The organism is Leifsonia sp. Ger2509 (assembly GCF_055231915.1).
The window spans coordinates 671,672-696,624 of sequence record NZ_JBUYVB010000003.1; the positions used below are offsets into that span (position 1 = coordinate 671,672).

Consider the following 24,953-nt stretch of genomic DNA (forward strand, 5'->3'; position numbering starts at 1 on the left):
TAGACATGAAGGTTACGGTTCTCGCGGCGGCAGCGTTGATCGTCGGGCTTAGCCTGACTGGTTGCACGGCGGCGACAGTCCACAGCCATTCAACGGCAGCGGCGGATGCCCCGGTGGGGCCACCGACTGATGAGCCGTCATCGCTCCCATCGGACACCCCTGATGCGACTGATGAGCCGGCGCCTGCCGTCGCCACTGTGAACGGCTTCGATGTCGCGAACGTGTTCCAGGCGTGCGCCGACGAGTATCCGAAGTCGAGCGACGGCACCACGATCGCGCCCTTGCCAATGAACGCAAAGTCGGTTGTCCCGCAAAGTGAAGGCCCGAATGTCTCAGACCATTCGCATGGCGACGCGAACGCCGTCGTTGTCACGGTTACTTGGCCGGGTCGCCAGATCGAGTTGTGTGCTGCCTCGGGGGACACGAGTGATCCGACGGTCGAGTTGGCTCATATCGTCGATGGCAACTGACGCTGCTCGGAGTTCAGCGGCGGGATGGGCTTGCCCGTTCGACCTAGCGAGCTTCACGTTGGGGGTGCGGGCATCTAAGCCCCCCAGCCCCCCGCCGTCAGCTCTCCCTGCCGAACTTCCTGTCAGGACGCGGGGTTCTGCAGGGTCACGGATGTCGTGTGGGTCTGGCCGTCGCGCACATACTTCACCGGCACCGAGGTGCCCGCCTTCGTCGTCATGACCGTCTGCGTGAGCACATCGACGCTCGTCGCCGCGTGGCCGTTCACCTCGACGATCACGTCGCCGGCCTGCAGCCCCGCCTGCGCAGAGGGGCCGCCGTCGACCACCGAGAAGACGTAGAGTCCGCCGGGCACGTTGAGCTCCTGTGCTGCGGCAGGCGGAAGGGGCGCCACCGAGATGCCGAAGTACGGGTAGGTGACCTTGCCGGTGGCGATGATCTGGTCGACGATCGCGTGCGCGAAGTCCGCGGGGATGGCGAAGCCGATCCCGACGCTTCCGCCGCCGGCCTGACCGGCCGAATTCGGCACCGTCGCGATGGCGGAGTTGATCCCGATGAGCTTGCCGGCGCAGTCCACCAGGGCGCCGCCGGAGTTGCCCGGGTTGATCGACGCATCCGTCTGGATCGCGTTCGCTAGGATGGCGTTCTGACCGTTGTCGCTCGGAACCGGCACTGTGCGCCCGAGGGCGCTGACGATTCCGGACGTGACGGTACCGGAGAGTCCGAGCGGGGCTCCCAGCGCGACGACCGGTTGGCCGACGACCACTGCAGCGGACTGCCCCCACGGCACCGTCGGCAGCGATGACGACGCGTCGATCTTCAGTACCGCCAGGTCGGACCGCGGGTCGCGCCCGACGAGCTTCGCGGGCGACTGCACACCGCTCGACAGGAGGACGCTGATGGTACCGCCCGCGACCGCCCCCGAGATCACGTGGTTGTTGGTCACGATGTAGCCGTCGTTGCGGATGATCTCCCCGGTGCCCGTGCCCCCACCCGACTCCCCGATGGCGGAGACGGTCACGACCGCGGGGAGCACCTGGTTCGAGACGGTGATCGCGTCGCAGGTGTTCCCGTTGCCGCTCGCAGGACCGCTCGCGCTCGGGGTCGAGGCCGCGTTGGCACCGATGCGTCCGATTCCCCAGCCGAGCAGCCCTCCGACGACCAGCCCGACGACGACCGCGATGACTGCGACCAGCCACGGCCTGCGCCGGCGCGGCGCGGGTCCGGTAGCCGGCGCCGCAGGTGGCGGCGCTGCAGATGGTGTCGACGCTTCGGGAGCGGGTCCGTTGTCTGTCATGCACACCCCTGAGTGCTCGCTCGACGTCCGGAATCAGACAGCTCTCGGTCTACACCCAGTTCTGCGCCGGTGCAAGGATCGCCCCCGCCGGCACGGGGTGGCCGACAGGGGCGATGGCCGTCAGTGCTCTGCTTTGGGGAAGTTGCCGTGGCGCATCGTGGAACTGCGCACGAGGGGCCCGTGGCCGTCGCGCTCGGCTCCGATGTATGTTCCGACGATGGTCCCATCGGGGCCGGTCCCGTCGTGCTCGGTGTACTGTCCTGGCACTGTCCGAGGTTCGGCCGTCTCCGGCTCGACCTGGGTGTACTTTCCTTCTAGCCCGTCGCGCTCAGACGCGACGAGCGGTTGCTGCTCGGATGACGCAGACATGAGCGTCACCTCCTATCATTGCGCTATCGCAATTGTTGCACTGTGATAGGTGTTTGTTAAGGGATCCCCGCTGCGAGTTCACCGAGAACCTCTCGCGCCTCGGCGAACCGCGAGAGCGAGGCCGCCTGGCCCAGCCAGAGCGACTGGAGGTCGCCCATCCCCCGCCGTCCGGCTTCGGCACGGAACTGTCCGGTGAGCCAGTTCTGCACCGGGAACGGCGCGACCACGCCGCTCTCCTCGATCGTGCGGATCGCCCGGTTCGGCAGCCCTCGCGCCAACCGCCCGCTCATCGCCCTGGTCAGCACGGAGACATCGGCGGCCGCATCCGCGATCGCGCGACGATGCGCGTCGTTCGCCGCCGACTGCCGGGTCGCGAGAAAGGCCGTGCCGACCTGAACGCCCGCGGCACCGAGGGCGAATGCCGCACGCACACCGCGCCGGTCGGCTATTCCGCCCGCCGCGACCACGGGAACACTCACAGCGTCCACGACCTGCGGGATGAGGGCGAACGTGCCGACGATGGAGTCCTCGGGCGCACGGAGGAACGAGACCCGGTGACCGGCCGCCTCCATCCCCGTCGCGACGATCACGTCCATCCCGCCGCGCTCCAGCGCCACCGCTTCGGCGACCGTCGTGGCAGTGCCGAGCACGATGGCGCCCTGCGCGTGAGCGCGCTCGACGACAGCATCCGACGGGACGCCGAAGACGAAGCTGATCACGGCAGGTCCGGCCGCGAGGGTCGCGTCGAGCTGCTCGTCGAACGCGGGCAGGAACTGTGTCGGTCGCGGAGGGACGGGGATCTCCAGCTCGTCGAAGAACGGGCGGAGCGCCTCAGCGTACCGGGCGAACTCCTCGTCGTCGACCGACGCTTCGTCACCCGGGAGCCAGAGGTTGACCGAGAACGGCCGCGAGGTCTTCGCCCGGATCGCCGTGATCGTCTCGCCGATCCGGCCCGCGTCGTAGCCGTAGAGGCCGTACGAGCCCAGGCCTCCGAGCTCGCTCACCTCTGCGGTCAGCTCGACCGACGACAGGCCACCGAACGGCCCGAGAACGATGGGGACATCGACCCCGAGCAGGGTCGTCAAGCCGCCGCTCACGAACGCAGCTCCCCGATGCGCACGCAGCATTCCCCCGCCGTCGGTTCGAGCCAGACGTCGCGTGATTCGCCCGACTCGTCGGCGAGTCCGCGGACGAAGGCGGTGTTCGCCGTGCAGATGAGGTCGCTGTGACGGGCGGCGAGGTGGTGGAATGGGCAGTTCGTCAACCGGAATCCACCCTCATCGCAGTCGACGGGCGAATAGCCGACGCCCGCGAGGGTCTCGACGAGCGGGATGCCGTCAGAGCCGAGCAGGTGCCCGCGCTGCTCAGCGGTCGTGACCAGGGCATCCCGCACCGGCACGCCTTCCTCGTCGGAGTACTCGACGGCCGCAGCGAGCAGGTCTCCGGCGAGCTCGTACTGCCGGGCCGGAACGGATGCGGTCAGTTCGTCACGAGCGAGCGAGTAGAGCTTGGCCGGCCGGCCGGCGCCCGGCCCGGTTCGGCCGGAGCGTCGCTCGAACTCGACCTCGAGAGCGCCGACGGCGACGAGCCGGTCGAGGTGGAATGCCGCCGTCGCACGTGCGAGTCCGGTCTGATCGGCGAGCTCGTCGCGTCCGAGAGCGTGGTCGCTTCGCCGCAGCACGTCGTACAGTGCGCGCCGCGTGGGGTCGGCGAGCGCCGCGAGGGCGCGCGTCGCCGTGTCCGCTTCTGGGGGCTGGCTCATGCGGCCATCCTATCTCTAAAAAAGTAAATCTTGACAAAAGAAACGAGACGAACTTACGCTCAGCACACAGCCGATGCTACGAGAAGGAGGCGGCGATGTCGCTGCTCCAGGAGACGACCGACCGGATCGCGGCCCTGCCCGGTCGGCGCGCCGAGAACGCGGTGGCGGAACTGCTCCTCGCCCTCGGGCAGGATCTCGACGACCCCAACCTCGCCGACACCCCGCGCCGGGTCGCCGCGTCGTACCGGGAGCTCCTGCACCGCGAACCGCTCACCATGACCACCTTCCCGAACGAGGAGGGCTACGACGACCTGGTGCTCGTGCACGACATCCCCTTCACCTCGCTCTGCGCGCACCACCTCCTGCCGTTCCGCGGCGTCGCCCATGTCGGGTACCTTCCCGGCTCCCGGCTCCTGGGGCTCTCCAAGCTGGCGAGGGTGGTCGAGCACTTCTCGCGCGGCCTCCAGTTGCAGGAGCGGTTGACCGTCGAGATCGCCGACTACCTGGAGACGCAGCTGTCGCCCAACGGGGTCGGCGTCGTGCTCGAAGCCGAGCACCTCTGCATGTCCATCCGGGGCGCGCTGGCGCCGACCGCACGGACGCGCACCTCGCATTTCACCGGTGCCCTCGCCGCGCACGGCAGGGAACGCTTCATGACCTCGCTTCCGAGGCACGAGTAGAACGAGAGAAAGCCATGACTGCCGCAGAACCCATCGTCATCGTCGGCGCCGCGCTCGCCGGCGCGACCGCCGCCCAGACGCTGCGGGAAGAAGGCTACGACGGAGGCGTGGTGCTCATCGGGGCCGAGGAGCACATCCCGTACATCCGCCCACCACTGTCCAAGGGGTTCCTCGCGGGCACCGACGACCGCGCCTCCATCGACGTGCTCGATGTCGGCTGGTACAGCGACAACGACGTCGAGCTGCGGCTGGGCACCCGCATCGTCCGCCTCGATCCGCAGACGGCGACCGTAACGGATGAGGAGGGCGTCCAGATGCGGTACGACCGTCTCCTGCTGGCGACGGGATCGCAGCCGCGCATCCTGACCATCCCCGGGTCGGATGCGGCCAACGTCCACTACCTGCGCACCGTCGACGACAGCATCCGCCTGCGCGAGGCCATCGCCGGCGGGGGCCGCACGCTCGTCCTCATCGGGTCGGGCTGGATCGGGATGGAAGTGGCGGCGACCGCCCGCACACTGGGCAACGAGGTGACGATCCTCGAACGCGACCCCATCCCCCTCGCCATCGCGCTCGGCGACGAGCTCGGCACCTACTTCGCCGGCCTGCACGAAGCGAAAGGGGTGCGCATCCGCACCCGGATGGTCGTGGAGGCCATCGAGACCAGCGGCGGTATCGCGACGGGCGTCCGGCTGGGTGACGGCGAGATCGTACCCGCCGATCTGATCCTCGTCGGGGTGGGCGCGATCCCCCAGATCGGCTTGGCCGCCGACGCCGGCCTCCGCACGGGCAACGGAGTGGACGTCGATGCATCGCTGCGTTCCAGCGACGGCCGGATCTTCGCCGCGGGCGACATCGCGAACGCGTACCACCCACAGATCGGGCTGCGGCTGCGCAGCGAGCACTGGGCGAACGCGCTCACCGGTGGTGCGGTCGCAGCGCGTGCGATGCTCGGCCAGCCCGCCGTGCACGACGCCATCCCTTACTTCTACACCGACCAGTTCGACCTCGGGATGGAGTACTCGGGTTTCGCGCCGCTGACGAAGGATGCCACCGTCGTCTACCGCGGTGATCGGGAATCCGGCGCTTTCATCGCATTCTGGATGACCGGGTCGCGGGTGGTCGCCGGCATGAACGTGAACACCTGGGACGTGAACGAGGCCATCCGGGAGCTCATCCGGTCGGAGGCCGCCGTCGACCTGGGCGCCCTGCAGGATCCGGACGTACCGCTCGACCAGGTCACGGCAGTGAGCGAGGGCATCGGCTCATGAGTGCGACCGCCGACCTGCGACGTGCCGGGGTGAGCATCTGGCTGGACGACCTGTCACGCCGGCGGATCCTCTCGGGCGGACTCGCCGGGCTGATCGCCGAGCGCGACGTGGTCGGCATCACGACCAACCCGACCATCTTCGCAAACGCCTTCGCCGAGGGCGGGGCCTACGCGGACCAGCTCGCCGAGTTGCGTCGATCGGGCGCCGATGCGGCCGATGCCGCCGTCGCGCTGATGACCCACGATGTGCAGTCCGCCTGCGACGTCCTCCTTCCGACGTTCGACGCCACCGGAGGCCTCGACGGCCGGGTCTCGATCGAGGTGAGCCCGGCAGTCGCACACGACGCAGCGGCCACCCTCGCCGAGGCGCACAGCCTCCGGTCGGCGGTCGACCGTGCGAACGTCTTCGTCAAGATCCCGGCGACGGATGCGGGTGTCACCGCGATCGCCGACGCGACAGCGGCCGGGATCAGCGTGAACGTGACGCTCATCTTCGGTCTCGAGCGCTACGCCCAGGTGATCGATGCCTACCTGACCGGGCTTGTGCGCGCACGAGATGCGGGGATCGACCTCCGTTCCATCCAGTCGGTCGCTTCGTTCTTCGTCTCCCGGGTGGATGTCGAGGTCGAGCGCAGACTCGAATCGGCGGGCGCCTCGGATTCGCCGCTCTCCGGGCGCGCTGCCGTCGCGAACGCCCGGCTCGCCTACGAGGCCTTCGAGCAGTCCGTCCGCCGTCCGCGCTGGCTGGCGCTCGAACGGGACGGCGCCAACCGGCAGCGGCCGCTCTGGGCGTCGACCGGCGTGAAGAACCCGCGGATGCGCGACACGGTCTACGTCGAAGAACTGATCGCCCCGCAGACCGTCAACACCATGCCGGAGAAGACGTTGGAGGCGGTGTGGGAGCACGGCACGATCTCGCCCGACACGATCACCGGCAACTACGACGACGCGAGGAACGTAGTCGACGGACTCGCTGCGCAAGGGATCGCACTGACGGATGTCGCCGCAACCCTCGAGACGGCCGGCATCGCGACGTTCTCGGAGTCGTGGGAGCGCCTCGTCGACACCGTGCGCGCCGGCCTCGACGCCCCATAATCGACGCATGATTGTGCGCGCCGCCATGAAACGGCAGACTCAGTCCCGGAAGGGAACGCTCATGGACGATCTCACCGGAACCTCGGACCAACGGGCTCGACAGCTCGCCGCACTCGACTCGCAGGAGGCACTGCCGCCCGACTGGCTGCGACGCCAGCTCGAACTGGCTCTCAGCGCCTGGGGCGCAGATGAGAAGAAGCTCGACGTCGACGCAGAGGGTCGAGAAGACTACTGATGGTGAACGATCAGCTACCGCCCCTGATCGGCGGCATCCTGATCCTCATCGACCTGGCGATCCGCATCGCCGCGTTGATCATCGTGCCGAGGGACCGCAAACCGACGGCCGCGATGGCCTGGCTTCTGGCCATCTTCCTGATCCCGTTCATCGGCATCATCCTGTTCCTGCTCATCGGCAACGTGAAGCTGCCGAAGAAGCGGCGTGAGAAGCAGGCCGACCTGAACAGGATGATCGCCGAGCGGTCGGCCGACATCGACCTGACCGGCGATCGCTCCGCCTGGCCCGGCTGGTTCGCAGGCCTCGTGCACCAGAACCACAGCCTGGGCGCCCTGCCCGCGGCCGGCGGCAACAGCGCGACCCTTCTCGGCGACTACACGACCTCGATCGACGCGATGGCCGCGGAGATCGACACCGCCACGCAGTTCGTGAACGCGGAGTTCTACATCGTCTCGTTCGACGCGACGACGAAAGGGTTCTTCGCCGCGATGGAGCGCGCCGTGCAGCGCGGAGTGCAGGTCCGCCTGCTCGCCGACTACGTGGCCTCCCGCCGCGTCGCCGCTCACGACGAGACGTTCGCCGAGCTCGACCGGATCGGCGTGAAATGGAGCTACATGCTGCCGGTCCGCCCGTTCAAAGGCGAGTACCAGCGGCCCGACCTCCGGAACCACCGCAAACTCCTCGTCGTCGACGGGCGCGTCGGCTACATGGGCTCGCAGAACCTCATCGACCGCAGCTACAACTCCCCCAAGAACATCAAGCGGGGTCTGCAGTGGCAGGAGCTCATGACACGGATCACCGGTCCGATCGTCGCGGCGACCAACGCGGTGTTCCTCTCCGACTGGTACCTCGAGACCGGTGAGCTCCTCGGCGACGAGGCGAACATGCGGGCCACCGCAGTGCCCGCGGATCCGTCACCGGATGCACTGGTCTGCCAGGTGGTGCCGAGCGGCCCCGGCTACGACGGCGAGAACAACCTCCGGCAGTTCCTCACGCTGGTCACGTCGGCGCAGAAGAAGGTCATCATCACCAGCCCGTACTTCGTTCCGGACGAGGCGATGATGTACGCGATCACGTCCGCGTGCGAGCGCGGGCTGGACGTACAGCTGTTCGTCTCGGAGATCGGCGACCAGGGTTCGGTCTGGCACGCGCAACGCTCGTACTACAAGCCGTTGTTGCAGGCGGGCGTGCAGATCTGGCTGTACCCGGCCCCGTACATCCTGCACTCGAAGCACCTGTCGATCGACGACGAAGTGGCCGTGATCGGATCGAGCAACATGGACATCCGCTCGTTCGCCCTCAACTCCGAGGTGACTCTGCTCGTGCGCGGCGAGTCGTTCGTCGCCCAGATGCGCGCCGTCGAGCAGGGGTACCGCGACGCCGGCCGCCGGCTCACACTGGAGGAGTGGGAGAAGGAGCCCGCGTCGGCGACCTTCCTGGACGGGGTCGCCCGCCTCACCTCCGCGCTGCAGTAGGGATGCTCACCCGAACGTGAACACGTAGGCGCGCGCGCCCGGATCGAGGACCGTGATCTCGAACGTGCGGTCCGTCGTCGGCCCTGGCAGGCGGAGCAGCTGGTACATCCGTGGCTCGACGATCGTGCCGTCGCCGTGCTCATCGACGTCGATGCCGTGGCCGGCACCCGGTTCACGGCCGTCGACGGTCACGCGGAACCGCACGGGAGCGCCGGATGACGACGGTGCGAGCACCAGATTGACGTCGCGCGCGTGGAACCGGAACACGATCGAGCCGCCTGCGCGGTCCGCAAGACTCGCGCCGCTCTCGATCGTCCAGTCCCCCGTCAGCGACCACTGGTTGAGTTCCAGCGGGCCGGGCGCCCCGTAGGTGTGGGGCCGGCCGAAGCCTGCCTCGCCCTCCGTGACGAAATTGCGCCCCTGCTCGTAGCCGACGTAGGTCTCCGGCGACCCGAGGTGCGCCCAGTCGGCCTGCGCTTCCACACCGTCGTCGGGCACGCTGACCAGCTCGTCGCCGAGATCCCCGGCCCCCGCCTCCTGCAACAGGTGCTGGATGGCCCGCTCGCACTCCTCGTACTCGCCTTCGCCGAAGTGGTGGTAGCGGATGCGACCCTGGTCGTCCGCGAGATAGATCGCCGGCCAGTAATGGTTGCCGAACGCGTTCCAGACGCTGTAGTCCGTGTCGACGGCGATGGGATAGTCGACGCGCATCTCTTCTGCAGCCCAGCGCACGTTGTCGAGGTCGCCTTCGAACGGGAACTCGGGTGTGTGAACGCCGACCACGACGAGTCCACTCGCGCGATACCTGTCAGCCCACGCGCGCACGTAGCCGAGTGTGCGGAGCCAGTTGATGCAGGTGTAGGTCCAGAAGTCGACCAGCACGACCCTGCCGCGCAGCTCTTCCGGCGTGAGCGGCGGCGAGTTGAGCCAGGCGACCGCGCCGTCGAACGACGCAAGACGACCTTCGAACGGCAGGTGGGCGGCACGATCCCGCTGGTCGGTCATGAGAGCTCCTTCGTCAGCCGGCGACATCCACGATGGCTGCGGCGAACGCCTCCGGCGCCTCCTGCGGGAGGTTGTGACCGATGCCGCCATCGATCGTGCGGTGTTCGTATGCGCCTGAGAACTTCGCCGCGTAGGCGCTCGGGTCGGGGTGGGGTGCGCCGTTCGCGTCGCCCTCGAGGGTGATCGTCGGCACCGCGATCGACGGCGCGGCGGCCAGCCGCTGCTCGAGGTCGTCGAACCGTGTCTCACCGTCTGCGATGCCGAGGCGCCAACGATAGTTGTGGATGACGATGTCGACGTGATCGGGGTTGTCGAACGACGCGGCACTGCGCTCGAATGTGGCCTCGTCGAAATCCCACCGCGGTGAGGCCGTACGCCAGATGAGTCTCGCGAACTCACGCCGGTTGGCGTCGTAGCCCGCCCTGCCGCGCTCCGTCGCGAAGTAGTACTGGTACCACCACTGCAGTTCGGCGGCGGGCGGAAGGGGCGTGCGTCCCGCAGCCTGGTTGCCGATCAAGTAGCCACTGACCGACACGAGTCCTGCGCAGCGTTCCGGCCAGAGTGCCGCCACGATGTCGGCGGTGCGCGCGCCCCAGTCGAACCCGGCCACGACGACGCGGTCGAGCCGGAGCGCATCCATCAGCGCCAGCGCATCCACCGCGACGACGGACTGCTGGCCGTTCCGCGGTGTGTCGGCGGACAGGAAACGCGTCGATCCGAACCCGCGCAGATACGGGACGATCACTCGGAAGCCTGTCTCCGCGAGCATGGTCGAGACGTCCTCGAAACTGTGGATGTCGTAGGGCCAGCCGTGCAGGAGAAGGACGGGCCGCCCATCCGCCGGGCCCGACTCGGCATACCCGACGTCCAGCACACCGGCATCGATCTGCTTCAGCGGTCCGAAAGTCATGCGGCGGCCGCTCCCTACGTCTCGTACTCTTCCGAGTCGATCAGGCGGTACGAGTACAGTGCCTGGCCTGCCTCCTCCGGGCCTTCCAGCTCGAACTTCTCGTCGAGAAGGAAGCCGGTCGCGAGCACGGTCGTCTGTCCGTACGTGCGCTGCGGAAGACCGTTGGGCGCGAACTCGACCCCGTCGACGGTCTCACCGTCGTCCGATCCGGGCCGTCGTTTGAGGAGCGCCGTGTACGTGCGCGACTGGCTCATGCCTCGACGCTAGTACGCGCGGCGCCACGACGGAATGGTTTGCCGCCCTTCGTTCAGCCGGCGTTCCCTCGGCCGCCGGTTCGTTCAGTTGTCGCCGCGCTCTGCGAGCTGCTTCTCGTACTCGGCGCGGATCTCGGTCATGTCCAGTGCGCGCAGCTGCGTGATCAGGTCCTCGACCGCCTCAGCCGGAAGAGCCCCGGCCTGCGAGAACAGCGGGATGCCGTCGCGATAGGCGACGAGCGTCGGGATCGAGCGGATGCCGTACGAGCCTGCCAGCTCCTGCTCGGCCTCGGTGTCGATCTTGCCGAACGTGATGTCCGTGTGGTTCTCCGACGCCTTCTCGAAGACGGGCGCGAACATGTGACACGGACCGCACCAGTCTGCCCAGAAGTCGAGGAGGACGATGCCCTCACTGACGGTCTGGTCGTGGTTCTGGGTGGTGATCGCTGTAGTGGCCATATGAAGTGAAACGCTCCCCGTACGCCGCTATTCCTGACGCCCAGTCAGCGCGCAGCTTCCTCGAGCACGATCGTGCGCACCTCCGGGTCCGAGAGCAGCTGGAAGTGGCCGCCCTTGCCGACCACCCGGTTCGTGGCTCCCGGCAGTGCGCTCCCCTCGGGGATGTGCGGATCGAACGGTCCGTAGACCGACACGATCCTGCTGTTCACAGACTCGTCGGCGCGCAGTGACAAGCCCGCCGGGTCGGTGGGTGAGAAATCGCGCAGGGCGCGGATCGGCATGAACTGCGCGTATCGTGATCCGGCGAACGGGGTGCAGATGGCCACCATTCGCACCACCCGCGGAAGGCTTCCCTCCCCCACCATCACGAGCTTGCCGATCAGGCCGCCTTTGCTGTGGGCGACGATGACCACATCCTGCAGATCGCGCTCCGCGATCACGCCCTCCACCGTCGTCGCGGCCTCGCTGAGCACCGTGAGGTTCGTCCCGAGCTCCGGCAGCACGTGAACGGGATGCCCTGCGCCGTGCAGCGCATCGATGAGCGGCCTCAGGAACTGCCACGGCTCGTACACGCCCGGGATCATCAGGACCGGGCGCAGCGCGCCCGAACCGAGGGTCCGCGGGTCCGTGCGGTCCACCGCTGCCCGCCCCTGCCAGGTCGCCGCATACGCATAGTCCTCAGCCCACCAGCCCAGGTTGCGCAGCAGCCCCGTCATGCAGTGCCTTCCTCGGGCGGGCGCAGGCGTCCCCGCAACAGTTCGTAGGCGCGGGCGTGCCCGGGCGAATCCGGGTCGTCGACGATCGGCTCGTCGGCCATGAACTGGCGGATGACGTTGGCCAGCTCGCCGGGGTGGCTGAAGTTGATCGCGTGGGCGGCCCCCTCGATCACTACCAGCACCAGCTGGTTCTCGATGTGGCTCGCGATCTCCTTGACACGCTCAGGACTCGGCATGAGCGGATCGCGGTCCCCGAGAACGACGAGGGTCTTGATCTTCAGGTCGAGGAGCCGTTCCAGTGACGGATAGTGCATGAGGGCACGGAACATCCGGGCCGTGCTGGACACGCCGAAGCGCAGGTAGTCCGGAGTCGCGACGCGCATGAGCGCACTCGGCTCGCGGCCGCCGTCACGGGCGAGTTGCGTCATGGCGCGCGTGAGGGGCTGGTTGTGCATCCCACCCGCCGGCGACACCAGGACTGCACGGTCGATACGGTCGGGGAAGTCGTGGGCGAACTCGAGAATGACCGGGCATCCCATCGAGTTCCCGACCAGCGTCGCCCTCTCCACGCCGCGGTCGTCGAGGAATCTCACCGCCGCCCTGGCCAGGCCCGGCACGTCCAGAGGTTTCGCCGGCTTCACGCTCCGGCCGAACCCCGGTAGGTCGGGCACGAACGTGTGGAAATCATTCTGGAGCTCCTCCGCCGTCGGCAGAAGGTAGCGGCCCGAGAGCCCGAAACCGTGCAGGTGCATCATCACCGGAGCGTCGGGGGGCGTCTGCGACTCGCGGAAGAAGAGATCCAGCCCGTCCACCGTGGTCCAGCGTTCCGCGAGGCTCGACGCCGGCTTCTTGGGAAGCCGCGGCGGCTGATGCCGCGGTGCACTGGATGCTGGTGACTCCGTTGCCATCACTGACCCCCTGGCACGATCCAAGACCCGACACGCTCAGTCTCCACCCTGCCGGACCGCTTCGGGCAGAAAATCTGCTCGGGATGGCTCTTGCCCTCGCGGCCCGGGGCACTACCGTGTAGGAATGACCGATCCAGTACGCACCGCAACCGAGTACATCGTCGAATACGTCGACGGGCCTCTGGCCGGAACCACCGACAGGCGGCTCCTGATCAACGGTCGTGTCGACGAGCGGATCGGTTCCGTCGCGGCGATCGAGGGCCTGGAGTCGCTCTTCTGGTACGTGAAGGGCGACGAGCGGCTCGTCAACGGCGAGAAATACGTGGCGTACCACTTCGACGCCCCCGACAGCGATCCGGTCGAAACCGACAAGGACCACGAGTCGCTCTGAGCATCAGGACGACGCGGTGGCCCATTCGGGCCGCAGCTTCTCGATTCCGTCGAGGATGAGGTCCAGGCCGACGACGAACTCGACGTCGTAGTCGTACCCGGCCATCCCGAGTTCCATCACGACCTCGAGCAGGTAGGGGAACTGCGCGGCCATCTCCGCGGGCTGCATGCTCAGCTTCTGCGCAGCGACCTCGCCCGACTCTTCGGCGTTGTCGAACGGCAGCGTCTTCTCCTGGAGCAGGAACCCGTAGGTGTAACTGTCGAGGGTCGAGTAGGCGTGCACCGTCGTGCCGAACGAGAAACCCGCCTGCCGGAGGCAGGCCATGACGGCGTTGTGGTGGCGCAGGTTCGCGGGCCCCGGGCGCATCCGGGACTCCATGAAACCGACCGCCCACCGATGACGGACGAGCGCCTGCCGCATCGAGATCGACCGCTCCCGCATCGCCGTCTTCCAGTCGGGGCCGGACGGGAAGTCCACCTCGCTGAAGACGATGTCGACCATACCGTCGAGCAGGTCCTCCTTGTTCTCCACGTGTTTGTAGAGGGCCATCGGGACCACGCCGAACTCCTGCGCGAGCGTGCGCATGGTGAGGCCCTCGAACCCGTTCCTGTCCGCGAGGGCGACCGCGCGGCTCAGGACGAGGTCCCGGCTCAACCGCGTGCGGCGGGGCGTCTCCTGCTGCTGGGTCATCCGCAACTCCTTGGATCGTGCGTCGGCTCTTGACAAGTGTACGCGGTACACCTATCGTGAATCGCATCGGTGTACGTTGTACACCTCTCCACTCCTCAAAGGACACCCCATGACCTCCAACCGACGGACAGCGCTCATCGCGGGCATCCTGTTCATCATCACCATCGTCTTCTCGATCCCCGGCGCGCTCCTCTACGGCCCGCTGCTCGGCGACGCGAACTATGTCACCGGCGCGGGCGCCGACACCCAGATCGCCCTCGCCGCATTCATGGAACTCGTCGTCGCAGCCGCCAACATCGGCACCGCAGTCGTGCTCTTCCCCATCATCAAGCGACAGAGCGAAGCGCTTTCACTCGGCTATGTCGCCTGCCGGATCGTCGAGTCGACGATGATCGTCGTCGGCGTCATCAGCCTTCTCTCGGTGGTCGCACTGCGGCAGGGGTTCGCGGCGAATGGTGGGGCGGATGCGTCGTCGCTCGTCATCGCGGGCAAGGCGCTCGTCGCGCTCCACGGCGCGACCTTCCTCATCGGCCCCGGGCTGCTCGCCGGCCTCGGCAACGGCCTGATCCTCGGCTACCTGATGTACCGGTCAGGGCTGGTCCCGCGCGCGATGACCTGGCTCGGACTCATCGGTGGGCCGGTCGTCTTCCTCTCGGGCATCGCGGTCCTGTTCGGCCTTTACACCCAGGTCTCGGTCTGGTCCGGGATCGCGACGATCCTCGAGTTCGCATGGGAGGCCTCGCTCGGTGTCTACCTGATCCTGAAGGGCTTCCGCCCGGCGCCCATCCTGGATGCGGCGCTCGCCCCCGCGGCCGCACCCCGCCCCCCGGTGGCCGCGGCCTGAGCCCAGCGCGGTCGCTCGCCTGCCGACTACTCGCCAAGCCGCGCCACCCATCCTGCCGATTGCCCGCCAAAACCTTGGCGCGCAATCGCCGCGCGGTACGAACTTCTGGCGACCAATCGCGTCCCGCCGAAGACTCTCGGCACCCTATGGGCGGCGGCGGTCCCCGCGCCACCACACAGCGACCCACAACCCACACCGCCGGCAGATGTACGCCGTCCCGCCCTCGAGCGCATGGACCTTGCTCCGCGGAAGATCGCGGCCACAGCACGAACAGGTCGCCAGCTCATCGTTCACGATGCACAATCGCCTCCCGCAGTTGGTCGATCGTGGGCAGCCCGGCCAGTCCATCGGGCGTCACATAGACGCGACACGCGAGTTCCGTGATCCGTTCAGTTCCCGGAAACAGGTCCTCGCCGTCGACCGTGATCGTCGGCGATCCCGCGAACGGGACCACCGCGGCCTCTTCCTTCGAACCCACGCGCCGAAAGTCGACGGTGGCGGTCGCATCACCAATACGGGCGAGAGCGGTTTTCACCCGCTCGCCGGCCTCCACCCAGTTCGGGCAGTCGTCGATGTGAAGCACTTCGAGTCTCATGACCCCATTCTGCGCCCGGGGCCGCGAACCTCACTCAGGCCGCTCGCGCAGCTCCCCGCCGTGTACCGCGATCGCGTAGATGACCAGCAGGTTCATGGTGACCAGCACCAGTGACCAGATCGGCTGCGTCGGGAAAGCGAGCAGATTGATCACCGCGTTCACGCCGACCACGATCACGGCCAGCAGGCGCGCCCACATCGCTCCGCGGAACAAGAACGCCCCGGTCAGGAGGACGAGCACGCCGATGATCAGCGTCCACCATCCCCACGACTGGATGTCGTAGGTGATGAGCAGTCCCTGGCTGGCGCGGAAGTACGCCAGGTCCGGCGCGAAGAGCGCCATGAACCCGAAGAGGATGTCGAACGCCGCACCGATGATGAGCAGGATGCCGGCGAACCACACCCAGCCGACCCATGCAGTAGCCCGTGTCTCGCTCATGGCCCCACCTCCCCTGTCACCTCACACGCTATTCGTGCGCTGCGGCGTCCTGGATCACCCCCTCCGGGTGATGTTCGCGGGGATGCGGGGACCGAAGCTTCTCGTGGGTGCCGCACCGCATGCGGCGGTGGAGCGCGGTCGGCCACACGGGGTCGCCGCTCGAAGACGGGAGTGATGGGATGGCTGACAAGCCGTATATAGCGTTTGCTGCGCAGTACGAAAACGAAGATGCAGCAGTGGCGGACTTCGACCGGATACACGCGCACTACAAGGACAGCGGAAAGCACGCCGCGTTCGACGCTGCGGTCGTCGTTCGGGACCTCGAGGGGAAGGTCTCGATTCCGAAGCGCGATGACGGCGCGAAGCACCACGGCGGCCGGAAGGGCATCGCGATCGGCCTGGCGAGCGGTCTCGTCGTCGCGCTGTTCCCCGCCGTCGCGCTGGGTGGCGCGCTCCTGGTCGGCGGTGGCGCGGGTGGCGCCATCGGAGCGCTGGCCGGGCACATCTCCAACAAGTCCTCTGCGGAAGACCTGAAGACGATCAGCGAGACCCTGGATGCCGGCAGTGCCGGGATCGTCGTCGTCGCCGACCCGGCCGATGCCGACGAGGTCGAGAAGCTCCTGGCTAATGCGACGAAGGTCACCAGGAAAGAGATCGCCGTCGACGACGAGAAGTTGGACAACGAGGTTCAGGACGCCGCCGAGTAGACCCGAACTGCTCAGCGGACGAAGGCGGGACCACGAACCGTGGGCCCGCCTTTCGCCGTCTAGGCGTGCGCGCCGGACCGGGCCCAGAGCGCGAAGGCGTTGTCGAGGTGACCGACGTACGGCTCGAGTTCCGGACAGTGCCTGACCAGCACCGAACCCATCGTGTTGTCCTCGATCCACTGCATGCCTTCGCGGGTATACACCTCGTCGGTGAAGTGGGTCGTGAAGAAGCGGTCGCTGTTCAGTCGTCGCGACGCCATCAGGATGAAGATCCGGAAGGCCGTGTCGCTGAAGGCGAACCCTTCGGGGCGGTCTTCGGCGAGCATCCCCGGTATGAGGTCGACGGAGTCGAGATCGCCGCCATAGACCTCCTTCAACTCGGCGACCCATTCCTTGTTGCTCGAGAGCTCGTCGAACGAGGTGGGGACCGGCAGGTGCAGCAGGCGGCGGAAGGCGGTGTACCGGGGAACACCGAGCTCGCGGCACCGCAGGATGTCGGTCGCCGCCAGGTCCATCAGCGCACCGGTGTCCGGACGGGTGAACGTCTGCAGGTATTTCGGGAAGTTGTGCAGCGTGACCAGCCCGGGATTCTCGGTGCCGAAGGTGTAGAGCAGGTCGACGAGACGATTCGACTTCAACACCTCCAGCCCAGCGGGGCCGGCGAGCGTGTCGAATTCGGCCGCGCCGAGGGTTTCGGCATCCGTCCCGACCGCCCGGAAGTCGAAATGGTCGGGGATGAGTGGATGCATCCGGTAGACCGCGACGAATTCCTCGGTGAGCGCGAATGGGACCCCGAAGTCTTCCGTCTTGGCCCCTGGGATGCCCGCAATGACCTCGCTCGTGCTGACGCGGCCGAGGAGTTTGTGGATCCCCTCCCCTTCGAGGCCCCACCAGTTCGCGTGGAGCGCCTCGACGGCGGTCGGATGCGCGGTGACAGCCGGCGTCCATTCGACCGTGTGGATGCGGGCGAGCAGCCCGGACAGGACAAGCCGCGCGTGCTGGAACAGCGATTCGTCGTCGAACTCGGGATGAGCTTTCGCGAGCATGTCGCAGATGGCGTTGTGCTCCTTGATGAACAGGACCTGGAGCATCCCGAGGCCCAGCCAGAAGCCGGGGACGTGCGTCGGGTTCTTCGCCGGGTCGTCCGGGATGGGTGGCGCCCCGTCCACGAGGCGCAGCCGGCCACCCGCGTGCTCGCGCAGGAACTGCTGGTCTTCGAGCGTGTTTCCGTAGACCTGCGAGCCGTCCCACCAGTGGGTCATGATGTTGATGAACGTCGGCGGGTCCGCCGAGTCCGGCGGTGACGTCGGGTCGGGCGGCGTGCGCATCACTGTGAGCGGCGGGGCCGGCCAGTCGTCGTCGGCGGTCAGCGGCAGGATCCAGGGGTTGTCGGTCGGACTCGTGCCGTGGCGGAACCAGTCGCGGATCATGAACTGCAGCCACGCGGCGATCAGCACGTTTCCGCCCGACGCCGGGATGAGGTCGGTGCGGGTCATGAGCCGGCGGCTCACCTCGCGCGGGTTCGGTTCGAGCATCCGTTCGCGGTTCGGCCACGTCTCCTCGAGCGGAACGTTGCGCCCGAAGCGCGTGCCGGCCATCCCCATCTCCGGATGCTCGAGGTCGTTCCAGCTGCCGTCCGGCGATCGCTCGGTGAGGAGGCTCTCGTCGTACGGCGGCGGCACGACGGGGTTCACCGCCGGGAGCCGCGACGTGTCGAAGAGGTTCTCCTCGCGCAGTCTGTCGCGGATGCCGATCAACTGCCCGAGCCCGATCAGCTTCGGAAGCGTGTACCAGGGGTGCTTCTGGTCGATGGCCTCGGCCACCCCGTCGTAGCCCCGCTGGAGCAGGCCCGGATCGTCGGGGATGTCCGACGTGCTCTCGTCGCCGTGCAGATCCGGCTTGTCGTCTTCAGGCTTGTCGTTCACGGCCGACCCCCTCGCGTGCACCCCAGAACGTCACCGCCAGTATGGTCCTCCGCTCCCGCGAGCGGAAGGCTCGCCCAAGGGTTCCCGCATCACGCCTCGTCGCTGATCGGCACCCGTTCGTCGTCCGGTTCGCCCTCTTCGTAGAGCGGCGGTGCCCAATACCGGAAGTACAGGTACACGCCCAGGCAGAACGCTCCGAACACGACCACGACCGCCATCCAGAGCCAGAAGGCCGTGCCGAGAACCTCCCAGTTGCCGTCCCACGAGACGACCGCGACGAGGAAAGCCGTCAGCGCGAACAGGTACACGCCCGCCCACAGGATCTTCGACCGCTCGTAGATCCGCTCTCCTTCGAGGAACCGGAACGGCAGTAGCACCACGACCAGCGCGACCAGGCTCTCGGTGGTGATGGCGACGAGCGTCTCGGCGAGCAGCGCGGACCCGAACGACTCCTCCGTCGCATGCTCGGTCGCCAGCACGCTGTAGACGCCCCACGCGGCGATGCCGAATCCCAGAAGGATCAGCGTGCGCGTGAGCACCACCTTCCACGCGGACGCCTGCACGGCTTTGCTGCTGGCGATCGTCAGACCGAGGATCAACCCGACCAGGAACCCGGGCGAGAAGTGGAGGAACCGCGACATGATGACGCCGACGACCGTCAGGACCAGCCCGAGCGGACGCACGCTGATGGCCACATCGATGTCCCAGCGCCGGTGCGCGATGACCAGCGTGATCGCGTTGGCGACGTAGCCGACGAAGAACAGGGCGACCGCGCAGGCGAGGAAGAGGCGGAGGGATGCGAGGGTGAAGCCGAACGTCGGATCCGCGAACCCGAAGAGCAGCGCGGTGACGACGACGATGGAGAGCACGCCGACGACGGGCTCGCGATTGAACCAGGCGGTCGCCGCCTCCAGCCAGTGCGGCTCCTTCTTGGGCTTCGGCAGGCGCCGCGCGAACCGTTCGTACTGCTCGGAGATCGTCGCGTTCAAGAGATGCGCGGGCAGCGTCGCGAAGATGATGAGGGCGACCCCGATCGCGACCGAGGCTGACACCTTCTGCGGATGGGCGAGGATGTCCTGGATCGACCGGATGGCGTTGGTGAGGATGTTCGGCGCGACCGTCGCGGGCTTCGTCTCCGCTGGCGCCGCATCCGGCTTCGTGCCCGGCGAGTCTCCCCCCGCCTGGACAGCGGTCGGCGGCTTGACCGCGACGAACGGCACCACCGCCGGCGGGATGACGGCGGGCAGCGAAACGATCGCTGCCGTCACAACCGGCGCTGCGACCGGAACCGGCTCCGCGCTGGGAACACCGGGCGGCACGACGGCCGGCGCCGGGGCCAGCACGGTGACGTGGACGCTCTTCGTCGCCGTCACGATGTTCGGGCCGCTGACGGTCACGATGACGTCGTGTGCTCCGGGCACCGTATCGGTCGGCACGACCGCATCGAGGCTGAATGAGCCGTCCTGTCCGACGGTCGTCGCCCCGAGGAGCACGGGCGTTGAGTGCAACACGATCGAGATCGAGAGCGCAGCGGGGAGGCCGTGCCCACTGATCGTGAAGCGGTCGCCGAGGTGCAGCTTGCCGAGGTCGACTCCGAAGATGCCGAAGGACCAGCTGTTCGGGTCGAGCGTGATCGGGCCGGGCGGGGCCGGCGGCGCGACGGTCACGCTCACGGGATCGGACAGGGACGATGTCCCGCCGGCCAGATAGGTCGCGCAGTCGACAGAGCCGGAACCGCCCGACGAGTGATCGACCTGGACCGCCGTGTACGTGTGCCCGCCGGGCTGAACGGCGCCGGTCGTGCAGGACCAGCTGCCCCCGTCGACGACCGTGGCCGCGCAGGCCTGCTCGCCCGAACTCGTGACGCTGACGCGATCACCCGCGACCCCGCTCCCCTGCAGCGTCACCGTCTGGTCGCCGTTGTCGGCGGCGGTGAATGCGGGGGCGTCGGGGACCACGAAATACACCGACCTGCCGAGTTTGAAGAACTCGTCGAACGCGCGCCATGGGTAGTGCGGCTTGAGCTCCCACGTCCCGGCCGCGAGCGAACCGAAATGACAGACCGGCGCCGACCAGGTCGAGACGCACGCGCTGCTGAAGGCGGGGTACTGGCCGCTCACCGCGTAGAGGTCGATACCGTTCGCGCCCGGCTGGAGCGTGCCGAACGTGGAGATGGCACCGGGCGAGAAGCTGAAGGAGACCGGCGGAACCTGGGCGTCATCATGGTCGCCGTCGTGGTCGTGATCGTGATCGTGGTCGTGGTCACCGTCGTGCTCGCCCGGTTCGGGCGTGGGGGTGGGATGGGGGGTCGGCTCGGGCGACGGTGTCGGCTTCGGCGTCTCTGAGGGAGAAGGTGTCGACGTCGGACTCGAGGTGGGAGCGGGCGTCGGATGCGGTGCGGGAGGCTGCGTCGGCGGCTTGTGAACCGTTACAGCCGGGTCCGGAGCGGAGCTCGGCGGAACGGGCGTCGAGACCGGGGCGGGCGGCGTCGTCGGCGCGGGCGACGGCGTCGGCTTCGGCGTCGGCGTCGGCGAAGGCGTCGGCGTCGGCGTCGGCGTCGGTTTCGGCGTCGGTTTCGGCGTCGAGACGGGATGCCTCGTCGGCTGTGGCGCATGCCAGCCGGAACCGTGGTCGCCGTGATGGGCGCCCACGGTGGCCGAGGCCGGGATCGCCAGGAAGAGTGCCGCGCTCAAGCCCAGCGCCAGGGCGAAGAATGCCGCGAGAACGCGCCGCACGCGGGCTCCCTTCAGACAGCGACGAGCGTCGTGTAAGCGAGACCGGTGAATGTGACGTGAAACGGATCAAAACCTGGACGGAACTGGGGTGATCCTGATGCTAGCGCTGCGCGCACCCCTCCGCCAGACAAATGCGATAATTTCTCACATTCTTGAAACTCTTGTCGCGGACGACATTCGGTCCTACCGTGGCACACAGTGGCCCGTCGACGACCGTCGACCGCCCAACATCGACGTCAGGAGATCCTTGATGCGTAAGCATGCCTTTGGTGTGTCACTGATAGCTGTCGCGGCTGTTGTCGCGGCGCTCACGGGAGCGGGCGCTGCCAGCGCCGCCCCGGCCTCGAAACCCATACCGAACTCATCGCCAGGCTGGCTGGCCCACGGGAAGAACCTCGGTGCCGCCGCCACGACTGCCCCGGTCAGTGCCCGTGTGTACCTCGCGCCCAACGGGGGGCTCGCAGCCCTCAAGGCGGCCTCCGTCGCCGCATCGAGCAGTCATCGCTTCCTGACGCCGGCCCAGTACCACGCGAAGTATGACGCGACGGCGGCCACCGTCAGCTCGGTGAGGTCGTGGTTGACCGGTGCGGGCCTCAAGGTCAGTGTCGACCCCAACCACCGCTACCTCGACGTCACCGGGAGCGTGAGCGCTGCGAACAAGGCGTTCGGTGTGTCCATCTCGAAGTTCAGCCACGATGGCGAACAGGTGCAGGCACCGACCGGTCAGGCGAGCGCCCCCGACGCTGTGGCAGCATCCGTCATCGCCGTCTCGGGACTCGACACGACCGCGACCGTCGTCGCGCCGTTGACGCAGAAGCCGTCGCCACCCAGCGCCGGGTTCCGGAACGCGCCGATCTGCTCGAAGTGGTACGGAGACCAGAACCCGAACACGCTGGCCACACCGGACGGAACGGTGCTGCCGAAGTTCATGGGAAAGACCGTGCCGTACACGCCGTGCGGGTACACCGGTCCTCAGCTGCGAAACTCCTACGAAGCCGGAGCACGTGCCGGACTCACCGGTAAGGGCGTGACGGTGGCCATCACCGACGCATACGCATCGCCCACGATCGCATCCGACGCCAACCGCTACGCCACCGACACCGGCGACAAGGCATTCAAGGCCGGTCAGTTCAGCCAGAACCTGCCGACCTCGTTCACCCAGGTGGGCCCGAACAAGTGCGACGCATCCGGCTGGTACGGAGAAGAGACGCTCGATGTCGAGGCCGTGCACGCCATGGCTCCTGACGCGAATATCCGGTACTACGCAGGCAAGAACTGCCAGGACAAGGAACTGCTGGACACGTTCACCCGCATCAACGATGAGGGCGTCGCGAACATCGTGACGAACTCGTGGGGTGGCGCGGGCGACGTCGTGAAGACGTCCCTGCTCCAGGCGTACGAACTCGCGTTCCTCCAGGGCGCGGTCCAGGGCATCAGCTACGTGTTCTCGTCCGGTGACGCCGGCGACGAGGTCGCTGCACTCGGCTCCGCCCAGACGGACTACCCCGCATCCGACCCGTTCGTGACCGCCGTCGGCGGCACCTCGACGGCGATCACCCAGGCGGGTGTCGTCGGTGAGACCGGCTGGCAGACCACCAAGTACACGCTCGTCAACGGCGCCTGGTCGCCGACCACCCCGTTCCTCTACGGCGGCGGCGGCGGGTACTCGACGAACATCGCCGAACCGTGGTATCAGGTCGCAGCCGGAATCCAGAGCCCGACCGGCGGCCGGGCCGTGCCTGACGTGTCGATGGACGGCGACCCGAACACCGGAATGCTGATCGGACAGACGCAGACCTTCCCTGAAGGCGTAGCGTACGGCACGTTCCGGATCGGCGGAACGAGCCTCGCCTCGCCGCTGTTCGCGGGCATGACGGCGCTGAAGATCCAGGCCAGCGGTCACGGGCTGGGTCTGATGAACCCGCTGATCTACGCGAACCCGTCTGGATTCCACGACGTGACCGGTGCGGGAATCGACGCAGGCAACATCCGCGTCGACTTCATCAACGGGCTCGACGCGTCCGCGGGGTACACGTACTCGGTGCGTTCGTTCAACACGACGAACACGACGCTCAAGGTCGGACCGGGCTGGGACAGCGAGACCGGCTGGGGCAGCGCCCGGGTCGGATGGCTCACAGCTGTGAAGTAGTCCGTACTGACACCACGAGGGGCCCGGCAGCGATGCCGGGCCCCTCGTCTGTGCACTCTCTCTTCCGGCCCCCTCAGTGGGGGCGTAGCCTGTCCCGCGTGGGGCGGTGGGTGTCGACGACGGAATCGACCGGAACACCGGCCACCCGCCCGCTCATCCGTCCCCGCGTGGAAGCACATCATCACGGGAATGGAGTAGAGCTATGACCATGAACACCGCTGCATCCGGGGCGACCGGGGCAGATGAATCGATCAGACCATTCAGCGTCGAGGTCTCCCCGGCGGACGTGGACGACCTGCGACGACGCCTCGCGGCAACACGATGGCCAGAACGCGAGACCGTCTCCGACCAGACGCAGGGCGTGCCCCTGGCGACCATCCAGGAGCTCGCCCGCTACTGGGCCGACGAGTACGACATGACTCGGTTCCAGACCCGGTTGAACGCGGTCCCCCAGTTCCTGACGGCGATCGACGGGCTGGACATCCACTTCCTCCACGTGCGGTCGCCGCATCCGAACGCCCTGCCGCTCATCATCACGCACGGCTGGCCCGGGTCGATCATCGAGATGCTGAACGTGCTCGGCCCCCTCACGGATCCGCCCGCCCACGGCGGGGATGCAGCGGATGCGTTCGACGTCGTCGTGCCGTCTATGCCCGGCTACGGCTACTCGGCGAAGCCGACTGCGACAGGATGGGACCCCATCCACATCGCGGACGCCTGGATCGCCCTCATGCAGCGGCTGGGCTACACCCGCTTCGTCGCCCAGGGCGGCGACTGGGGTGCGCAGATCACCGATGTGATCGGGTCGAAGGCTCCCGCCGCCCTGCTGGGCATCCACTCGAACATGGCCGGCACTCTACCGCCCGACCTTTCGAAGGCACTCGCCACGAACGTTCTCGGCGCGGGCGATCCGCCCTCGGGCCTGAGCGGTGACGAGAAGCGCGCGTACGACCAACTCAATTCGCTCTTCACGACGGGGCTCGGCTACGCGCTCGAGATGGGAAACCGCCCGCAGACGCTCTACGGCCTCGCGGACTCCCCCGTCGCCCTCGCCGCATGGATGCTCGATCACGATACGCGCAGCCTCGCTGACATCGTGAAGGCTTTCGAGGGCGACCCCGTCGGGAACCTCACCAGCGACGAGGTGCTCGACAACATCACGATGACGTGGCTCACGAACACCGGGATGTCCTCGGGCAGGCTCTACTGGGAGAACACGCTCGGGTTCTTCGACATCAAGGGCGCTAACGTGCCCGCCGCCGTGTCGGTGTTCCCGAACGAGCTGTACCAGGCGCCGCGAAGCTGGGCCGAGAAGGCCTACCCTAACCTGATCTACTTCAACGAACTCGACCGCGGCAACCATTTCGCCGCCTGGCAGGAGCCCGACCTTTTCACGTCGGAGCTCCGGGCCGCGTTCCGCACGCTGCGGTGACCCGCACTGCCGGGACCGCGCCCTCTATGTGTCAAGAAACGCTAGTGGCCCGATGCGGCACTAGCGTTTTTTGACGCATCGAGGGAGGCGTCGGAGCGAAGCACGGCGTGCCGGCGAGGATGCTCATGACGAGCCCGTCCTCCA

At 67.7% G+C, this 24,953-nt stretch carries 26 protein-coding genes; 11 read left to right on the plus strand and 15 right to left on the minus strand.

The annotated features are described in order from the left end of the window. Window positions 1-5 precede the first annotated feature (5 nt). Window positions 6-470: a hypothetical protein gene (locus ACV7NN_RS03500; protein WP_463348198.1), complete on the plus strand. Its 465-nt coding sequence runs from the start codon at window positions 6-8 to the stop codon at window positions 468-470. A gap of 122 nt (window positions 471-592) precedes the next feature. Here the strand turns inward: ACV7NN_RS03500 and ACV7NN_RS03505 are convergent, their stop codons facing one another. The 4 genes from ACV7NN_RS03505 to ACV7NN_RS03520 all read right to left on the minus strand — a co-directional run bounded on the left by ACV7NN_RS03505 (window position 593) and on the right by ACV7NN_RS03520 (window position 3,896). Continuing rightward, the gene (locus ACV7NN_RS03505) at window positions 593-1,765 is read right to left on the minus strand and encodes a S1C family serine protease (protein WP_463348199.1); all 1,173 of its coding nucleotides are present in this window, start codon (window positions 1,763-1,765) and stop codon (window positions 593-595) included. Between the two features lie 120 nt (window positions 1,766-1,885). Continuing rightward, the gene (locus tag ACV7NN_RS03510; protein WP_463348200.1) at window positions 1,886-2,134 is read right to left on the minus strand and encodes a hypothetical protein; all 249 of its coding nucleotides are present in this window, start codon (window positions 2,132-2,134) and stop codon (window positions 1,886-1,888) included. A 56-nt stretch (window positions 2,135-2,190) separates the two neighbouring features. Beyond that, entirely contained in the window at window positions 2,191-3,261 is a 1,071-nt protein-coding gene (locus tag ACV7NN_RS03515; RefSeq protein ID WP_463348201.1) for an NAD(P)H-dependent flavin oxidoreductase, read from the minus strand. Further along, window positions 3,228-3,896: a helix-turn-helix transcriptional regulator gene (locus ACV7NN_RS03520; protein ID WP_463348202.1), complete on the minus strand. Its 669-nt coding sequence runs from the start codon at window positions 3,894-3,896 to the stop codon at window positions 3,228-3,230. Before ACV7NN_RS03520 ends, ACV7NN_RS03515 begins: the two co-directional genes overlap by 34 nt. 95 nt (window positions 3,897-3,991) lie before the next feature. On the opposite strand from ACV7NN_RS03520, the gene folE reads away from it, so the two are divergent. The 5 genes from folE (at window position 3,992) to cls (ending at window position 8,651) form a co-directional block, all read left to right on the plus strand. Then, window positions 3,992-4,576 carry a GTP cyclohydrolase I gene (folE, locus tag ACV7NN_RS03525; protein WP_463348203.1) on the plus strand — a complete coding sequence of 195 codons (585 nt, stop codon included), beginning with the start codon at window positions 3,992-3,994 and terminating at the stop codon, window positions 4,574-4,576. Between the two features lie 14 nt (window positions 4,577-4,590). Continuing rightward, entirely contained in the window at window positions 4,591-5,847 is a 1,257-nt protein-coding gene (locus ACV7NN_RS03530) for an NAD(P)/FAD-dependent oxidoreductase (RefSeq protein WP_463348204.1), read from the plus strand. Further along, window positions 5,844-6,941, plus strand: a complete 1,098-nt coding sequence (gene tal, locus ACV7NN_RS03535; protein WP_463348205.1) for a transaldolase — start codon at window positions 5,844-5,846, stop codon at window positions 6,939-6,941. The genes ACV7NN_RS03530 and tal overlap by 4 nt, the downstream gene beginning before the upstream one ends. Window positions 6,942-7,002: 61 nt before the next feature. Beyond that, a complete protein-coding gene (locus tag ACV7NN_RS03540; RefSeq protein ID WP_463348206.1) occupies window positions 7,003-7,176 on the plus strand; it encodes a hypothetical protein in 174 nt (57 codons plus the stop codon). Then, the gene (gene cls / locus ACV7NN_RS03545; protein ID WP_463348207.1) at window positions 7,176-8,651 is read left to right on the plus strand and encodes a cardiolipin synthase; all 1,476 of its coding nucleotides are present in this window, start codon (window positions 7,176-7,178) and stop codon (window positions 8,649-8,651) included. The genes ACV7NN_RS03540 and cls overlap by 1 nt, the downstream gene beginning before the upstream one ends. A 6-nt stretch (window positions 8,652-8,657) precedes the next feature. Here the strand turns inward: cls and ACV7NN_RS03550 are convergent, their stop codons facing one another. The 6 genes from ACV7NN_RS03550 to ACV7NN_RS03575 form a co-directional block, all read right to left on the minus strand. Continuing rightward, a complete protein-coding gene (locus ACV7NN_RS03550) occupies window positions 8,658-9,656 on the minus strand; it encodes a redoxin family protein (RefSeq protein WP_463348208.1) in 999 nt (332 codons plus the stop codon). Window positions 9,657-9,669: 13 nt separating this feature from the next. Then, window positions 9,670-10,566 (minus strand): alpha/beta fold hydrolase, encoded by an 897-nt coding sequence (locus tag ACV7NN_RS03555; protein ID WP_463348209.1) that lies wholly within the window; start codon window positions 10,564-10,566, stop codon window positions 9,670-9,672. Window positions 10,567-10,580: 14 nt separating this feature from the next. Next, a complete protein-coding gene (locus ACV7NN_RS03560; protein WP_463348210.1) occupies window positions 10,581-10,820 on the minus strand; it encodes a hypothetical protein in 240 nt (79 codons plus the stop codon). Window positions 10,821-10,904: 84 nt separating this feature from the next. Further along, entirely contained in the window at window positions 10,905-11,279 is a 375-nt protein-coding gene (gene trxA, locus ACV7NN_RS03565) for a thioredoxin (protein ID WP_463348211.1), read from the minus strand. A 44-nt stretch (window positions 11,280-11,323) separates the two neighbouring features. Continuing rightward, window positions 11,324-11,995, minus strand: a complete 672-nt coding sequence (locus tag ACV7NN_RS03570) for an esterase/lipase family protein (protein ID WP_463348212.1) — start codon at window positions 11,993-11,995, stop codon at window positions 11,324-11,326. Next, a complete protein-coding gene (locus ACV7NN_RS03575) occupies window positions 11,992-12,903 on the minus strand; it encodes an alpha/beta fold hydrolase (protein ID WP_463348213.1) in 912 nt (303 codons plus the stop codon). Before ACV7NN_RS03575 ends, ACV7NN_RS03570 begins: the two co-directional genes overlap by 4 nt. A gap of 124 nt (window positions 12,904-13,027) precedes the next feature. On the opposite strand from ACV7NN_RS03575, the gene ACV7NN_RS03580 reads away from it, so the two are divergent. Beyond that, window positions 13,028-13,294, plus strand: coding sequence for a hypothetical protein (locus tag ACV7NN_RS03580; protein WP_463348214.1), 267 nt, complete (start codon window positions 13,028-13,030; stop codon window positions 13,292-13,294). Window positions 13,295-13,297: 3 nt separating this feature from the next. On the opposite strand, the gene ACV7NN_RS03585 is transcribed toward ACV7NN_RS03580, so the two are convergent. Further along, on the minus strand, window positions 13,298-13,984 hold the full coding sequence (locus ACV7NN_RS03585; RefSeq protein WP_463348215.1) for a TetR/AcrR family transcriptional regulator C-terminal domain-containing protein: 687 nt from the start codon (window positions 13,982-13,984) through the stop codon (window positions 13,298-13,300). 109 nt (window positions 13,985-14,093) lie between these two features. On the opposite strand from ACV7NN_RS03585, the gene ACV7NN_RS03590 reads away from it, so the two are divergent. Then, window positions 14,094-14,828, plus strand: coding sequence for a DUF4386 domain-containing protein (locus ACV7NN_RS03590; protein ID WP_463348216.1), 735 nt, complete (start codon window positions 14,094-14,096; stop codon window positions 14,826-14,828). 283 nt (window positions 14,829-15,111) lie between these two features. Here the strand turns inward: ACV7NN_RS03590 and ACV7NN_RS03595 are convergent, their stop codons facing one another. Both ACV7NN_RS03595 and ACV7NN_RS03600 read right to left on the minus strand, forming a co-directional pair. After that, complete coding sequence (locus tag ACV7NN_RS03595) at window positions 15,112-15,423, minus strand: thioredoxin family protein (protein WP_463348217.1); 312 nt, start codon at window positions 15,421-15,423, stop codon at window positions 15,112-15,114. Window positions 15,424-15,453: 30 nt separating this feature from the next. Beyond that, window positions 15,454-15,861, minus strand: a complete 408-nt coding sequence (locus tag ACV7NN_RS03600; RefSeq protein WP_463348218.1) for a DUF7144 family membrane protein — start codon at window positions 15,859-15,861, stop codon at window positions 15,454-15,456. Window positions 15,862-16,040: 179 nt separating this feature from the next. Between ACV7NN_RS03600 and ACV7NN_RS03605 the strand changes: the two genes are divergently transcribed. Continuing rightward, window positions 16,041-16,568, plus strand: coding sequence for a DUF1269 domain-containing protein (locus ACV7NN_RS03605; RefSeq protein ID WP_463348219.1), 528 nt, complete (start codon window positions 16,041-16,043; stop codon window positions 16,566-16,568). Between the two features lie 59 nt (window positions 16,569-16,627). Here ACV7NN_RS03605 and ACV7NN_RS03610 read toward each other — a convergent pair whose 3' ends face one another. Together ACV7NN_RS03610 and ACV7NN_RS03615 are read right to left on the minus strand one after the other, a co-directional pair. After that, window positions 16,628-18,493, minus strand: a complete 1,866-nt coding sequence (locus ACV7NN_RS03610) for a peroxidase family protein (RefSeq protein WP_463348220.1) — start codon at window positions 18,491-18,493, stop codon at window positions 16,628-16,630. A gap of 89 nt (window positions 18,494-18,582) precedes the next feature. Next, window positions 18,583-21,228, minus strand: a complete 2,646-nt coding sequence (locus ACV7NN_RS03615) for a hypothetical protein (protein ID WP_463348221.1) — start codon at window positions 21,226-21,228, stop codon at window positions 18,583-18,585. A gap of 271 nt (window positions 21,229-21,499) precedes the next feature. Between ACV7NN_RS03615 and ACV7NN_RS03620 the strand changes: the two genes are divergently transcribed. Both ACV7NN_RS03620 and ACV7NN_RS03625 read left to right on the plus strand, forming a co-directional pair. Beyond that, the gene (locus tag ACV7NN_RS03620; RefSeq protein ID WP_463348222.1) at window positions 21,500-23,377 is read left to right on the plus strand and encodes a S53 family peptidase; all 1,878 of its coding nucleotides are present in this window, start codon (window positions 21,500-21,502) and stop codon (window positions 23,375-23,377) included. 202 nt (window positions 23,378-23,579) lie between these two features. Next, complete coding sequence (locus tag ACV7NN_RS03625) at window positions 23,580-24,809, plus strand: epoxide hydrolase family protein (RefSeq protein ID WP_463348223.1); 1,230 nt, start codon at window positions 23,580-23,582, stop codon at window positions 24,807-24,809. The last annotated feature ends 144 nt before the right edge of the window (window positions 24,810-24,953 follow it).

What these genes read in the sequence shown, in the direction of transcription:
- ACV7NN_RS03500 (WP_463348198.1), top strand. Translation starts at nt 6, where the DNA reads ATGAAGGTTACGGTTCTCGCGGCGGCAGCGTTGATCGTCGGGCTTAGC.
- ACV7NN_RS03505 (WP_463348199.1), bottom strand. Translation starts at nt 1,765, where the DNA reads ATGACAGACAACGGACCCGCTCCCGAAGCGTCGACACCATCTGCAGCG.
- ACV7NN_RS03510 (WP_463348200.1), bottom strand. Translation starts at nt 2,134, where the DNA reads ATGTCTGCGTCATCCGAGCAGCAACCGCTCGTCGCGTCTGAGCGCGAC.
- ACV7NN_RS03515 (WP_463348201.1), bottom strand. Translation starts at nt 3,261, where the DNA reads ATGCTGCGTGCGCATCGGGGAGCTGCGTTCGTGAGCGGCGGCTTGACG.
- ACV7NN_RS03520 (WP_463348202.1), bottom strand. Translation starts at nt 3,896, where the DNA reads ATGAGCCAGCCCCCAGAAGCGGACACGGCGACGCGCGCCCTCGCGGCG.
- folE (WP_463348203.1), top strand. Translation starts at nt 3,992, where the DNA reads ATGTCGCTGCTCCAGGAGACGACCGACCGGATCGCGGCCCTGCCCGGT.
- ACV7NN_RS03530 (WP_463348204.1), top strand. Translation starts at nt 4,591, where the DNA reads ATGACTGCCGCAGAACCCATCGTCATCGTCGGCGCCGCGCTCGCCGGC.
- tal (WP_463348205.1), top strand. Translation starts at nt 5,844, where the DNA reads ATGAGTGCGACCGCCGACCTGCGACGTGCCGGGGTGAGCATCTGGCTG.
- ACV7NN_RS03540 (WP_463348206.1), top strand. Translation starts at nt 7,003, where the DNA reads ATGGACGATCTCACCGGAACCTCGGACCAACGGGCTCGACAGCTCGCC.
- cls (WP_463348207.1), top strand. Translation starts at nt 7,176, where the DNA reads ATGGTGAACGATCAGCTACCGCCCCTGATCGGCGGCATCCTGATCCTC.
- ACV7NN_RS03550 (WP_463348208.1), bottom strand. Translation starts at nt 9,656, where the DNA reads ATGACCGACCAGCGGGATCGTGCCGCCCACCTGCCGTTCGAAGGTCGT.
- ACV7NN_RS03555 (WP_463348209.1), bottom strand. Translation starts at nt 10,566, where the DNA reads ATGACTTTCGGACCGCTGAAGCAGATCGATGCCGGTGTGCTGGACGTC.
- ACV7NN_RS03560 (WP_463348210.1), bottom strand. Translation starts at nt 10,820, where the DNA reads ATGAGCCAGTCGCGCACGTACACGGCGCTCCTCAAACGACGGCCCGGA.
- trxA (WP_463348211.1), bottom strand. Translation starts at nt 11,279, where the DNA reads ATGGCCACTACAGCGATCACCACCCAGAACCACGACCAGACCGTCAGT.
- ACV7NN_RS03570 (WP_463348212.1), bottom strand. Translation starts at nt 11,995, where the DNA reads ATGACGGGGCTGCTGCGCAACCTGGGCTGGTGGGCTGAGGACTATGCG.
- ACV7NN_RS03575 (WP_463348213.1), bottom strand. Translation starts at nt 12,903, where the DNA reads ATGGCAACGGAGTCACCAGCATCCAGTGCACCGCGGCATCAGCCGCCG.
- ACV7NN_RS03580 (WP_463348214.1), top strand. Translation starts at nt 13,028, where the DNA reads ATGACCGATCCAGTACGCACCGCAACCGAGTACATCGTCGAATACGTC.
- ACV7NN_RS03585 (WP_463348215.1), bottom strand. Translation starts at nt 13,984, where the DNA reads ATGACCCAGCAGCAGGAGACGCCCCGCCGCACGCGGTTGAGCCGGGAC.
- ACV7NN_RS03590 (WP_463348216.1), top strand. Translation starts at nt 14,094, where the DNA reads ATGACCTCCAACCGACGGACAGCGCTCATCGCGGGCATCCTGTTCATC.
- ACV7NN_RS03595 (WP_463348217.1), bottom strand. Translation starts at nt 15,423, where the DNA reads ATGAGACTCGAAGTGCTTCACATCGACGACTGCCCGAACTGGGTGGAG.
- ACV7NN_RS03600 (WP_463348218.1), bottom strand. Translation starts at nt 15,861, where the DNA reads ATGAGCGAGACACGGGCTACTGCATGGGTCGGCTGGGTGTGGTTCGCC.
- ACV7NN_RS03605 (WP_463348219.1), top strand. Translation starts at nt 16,041, where the DNA reads ATGGCTGACAAGCCGTATATAGCGTTTGCTGCGCAGTACGAAAACGAA.
- ACV7NN_RS03625 (WP_463348223.1), top strand. Translation starts at nt 23,580, where the DNA reads ATGACCATGAACACCGCTGCATCCGGGGCGACCGGGGCAGATGAATCG.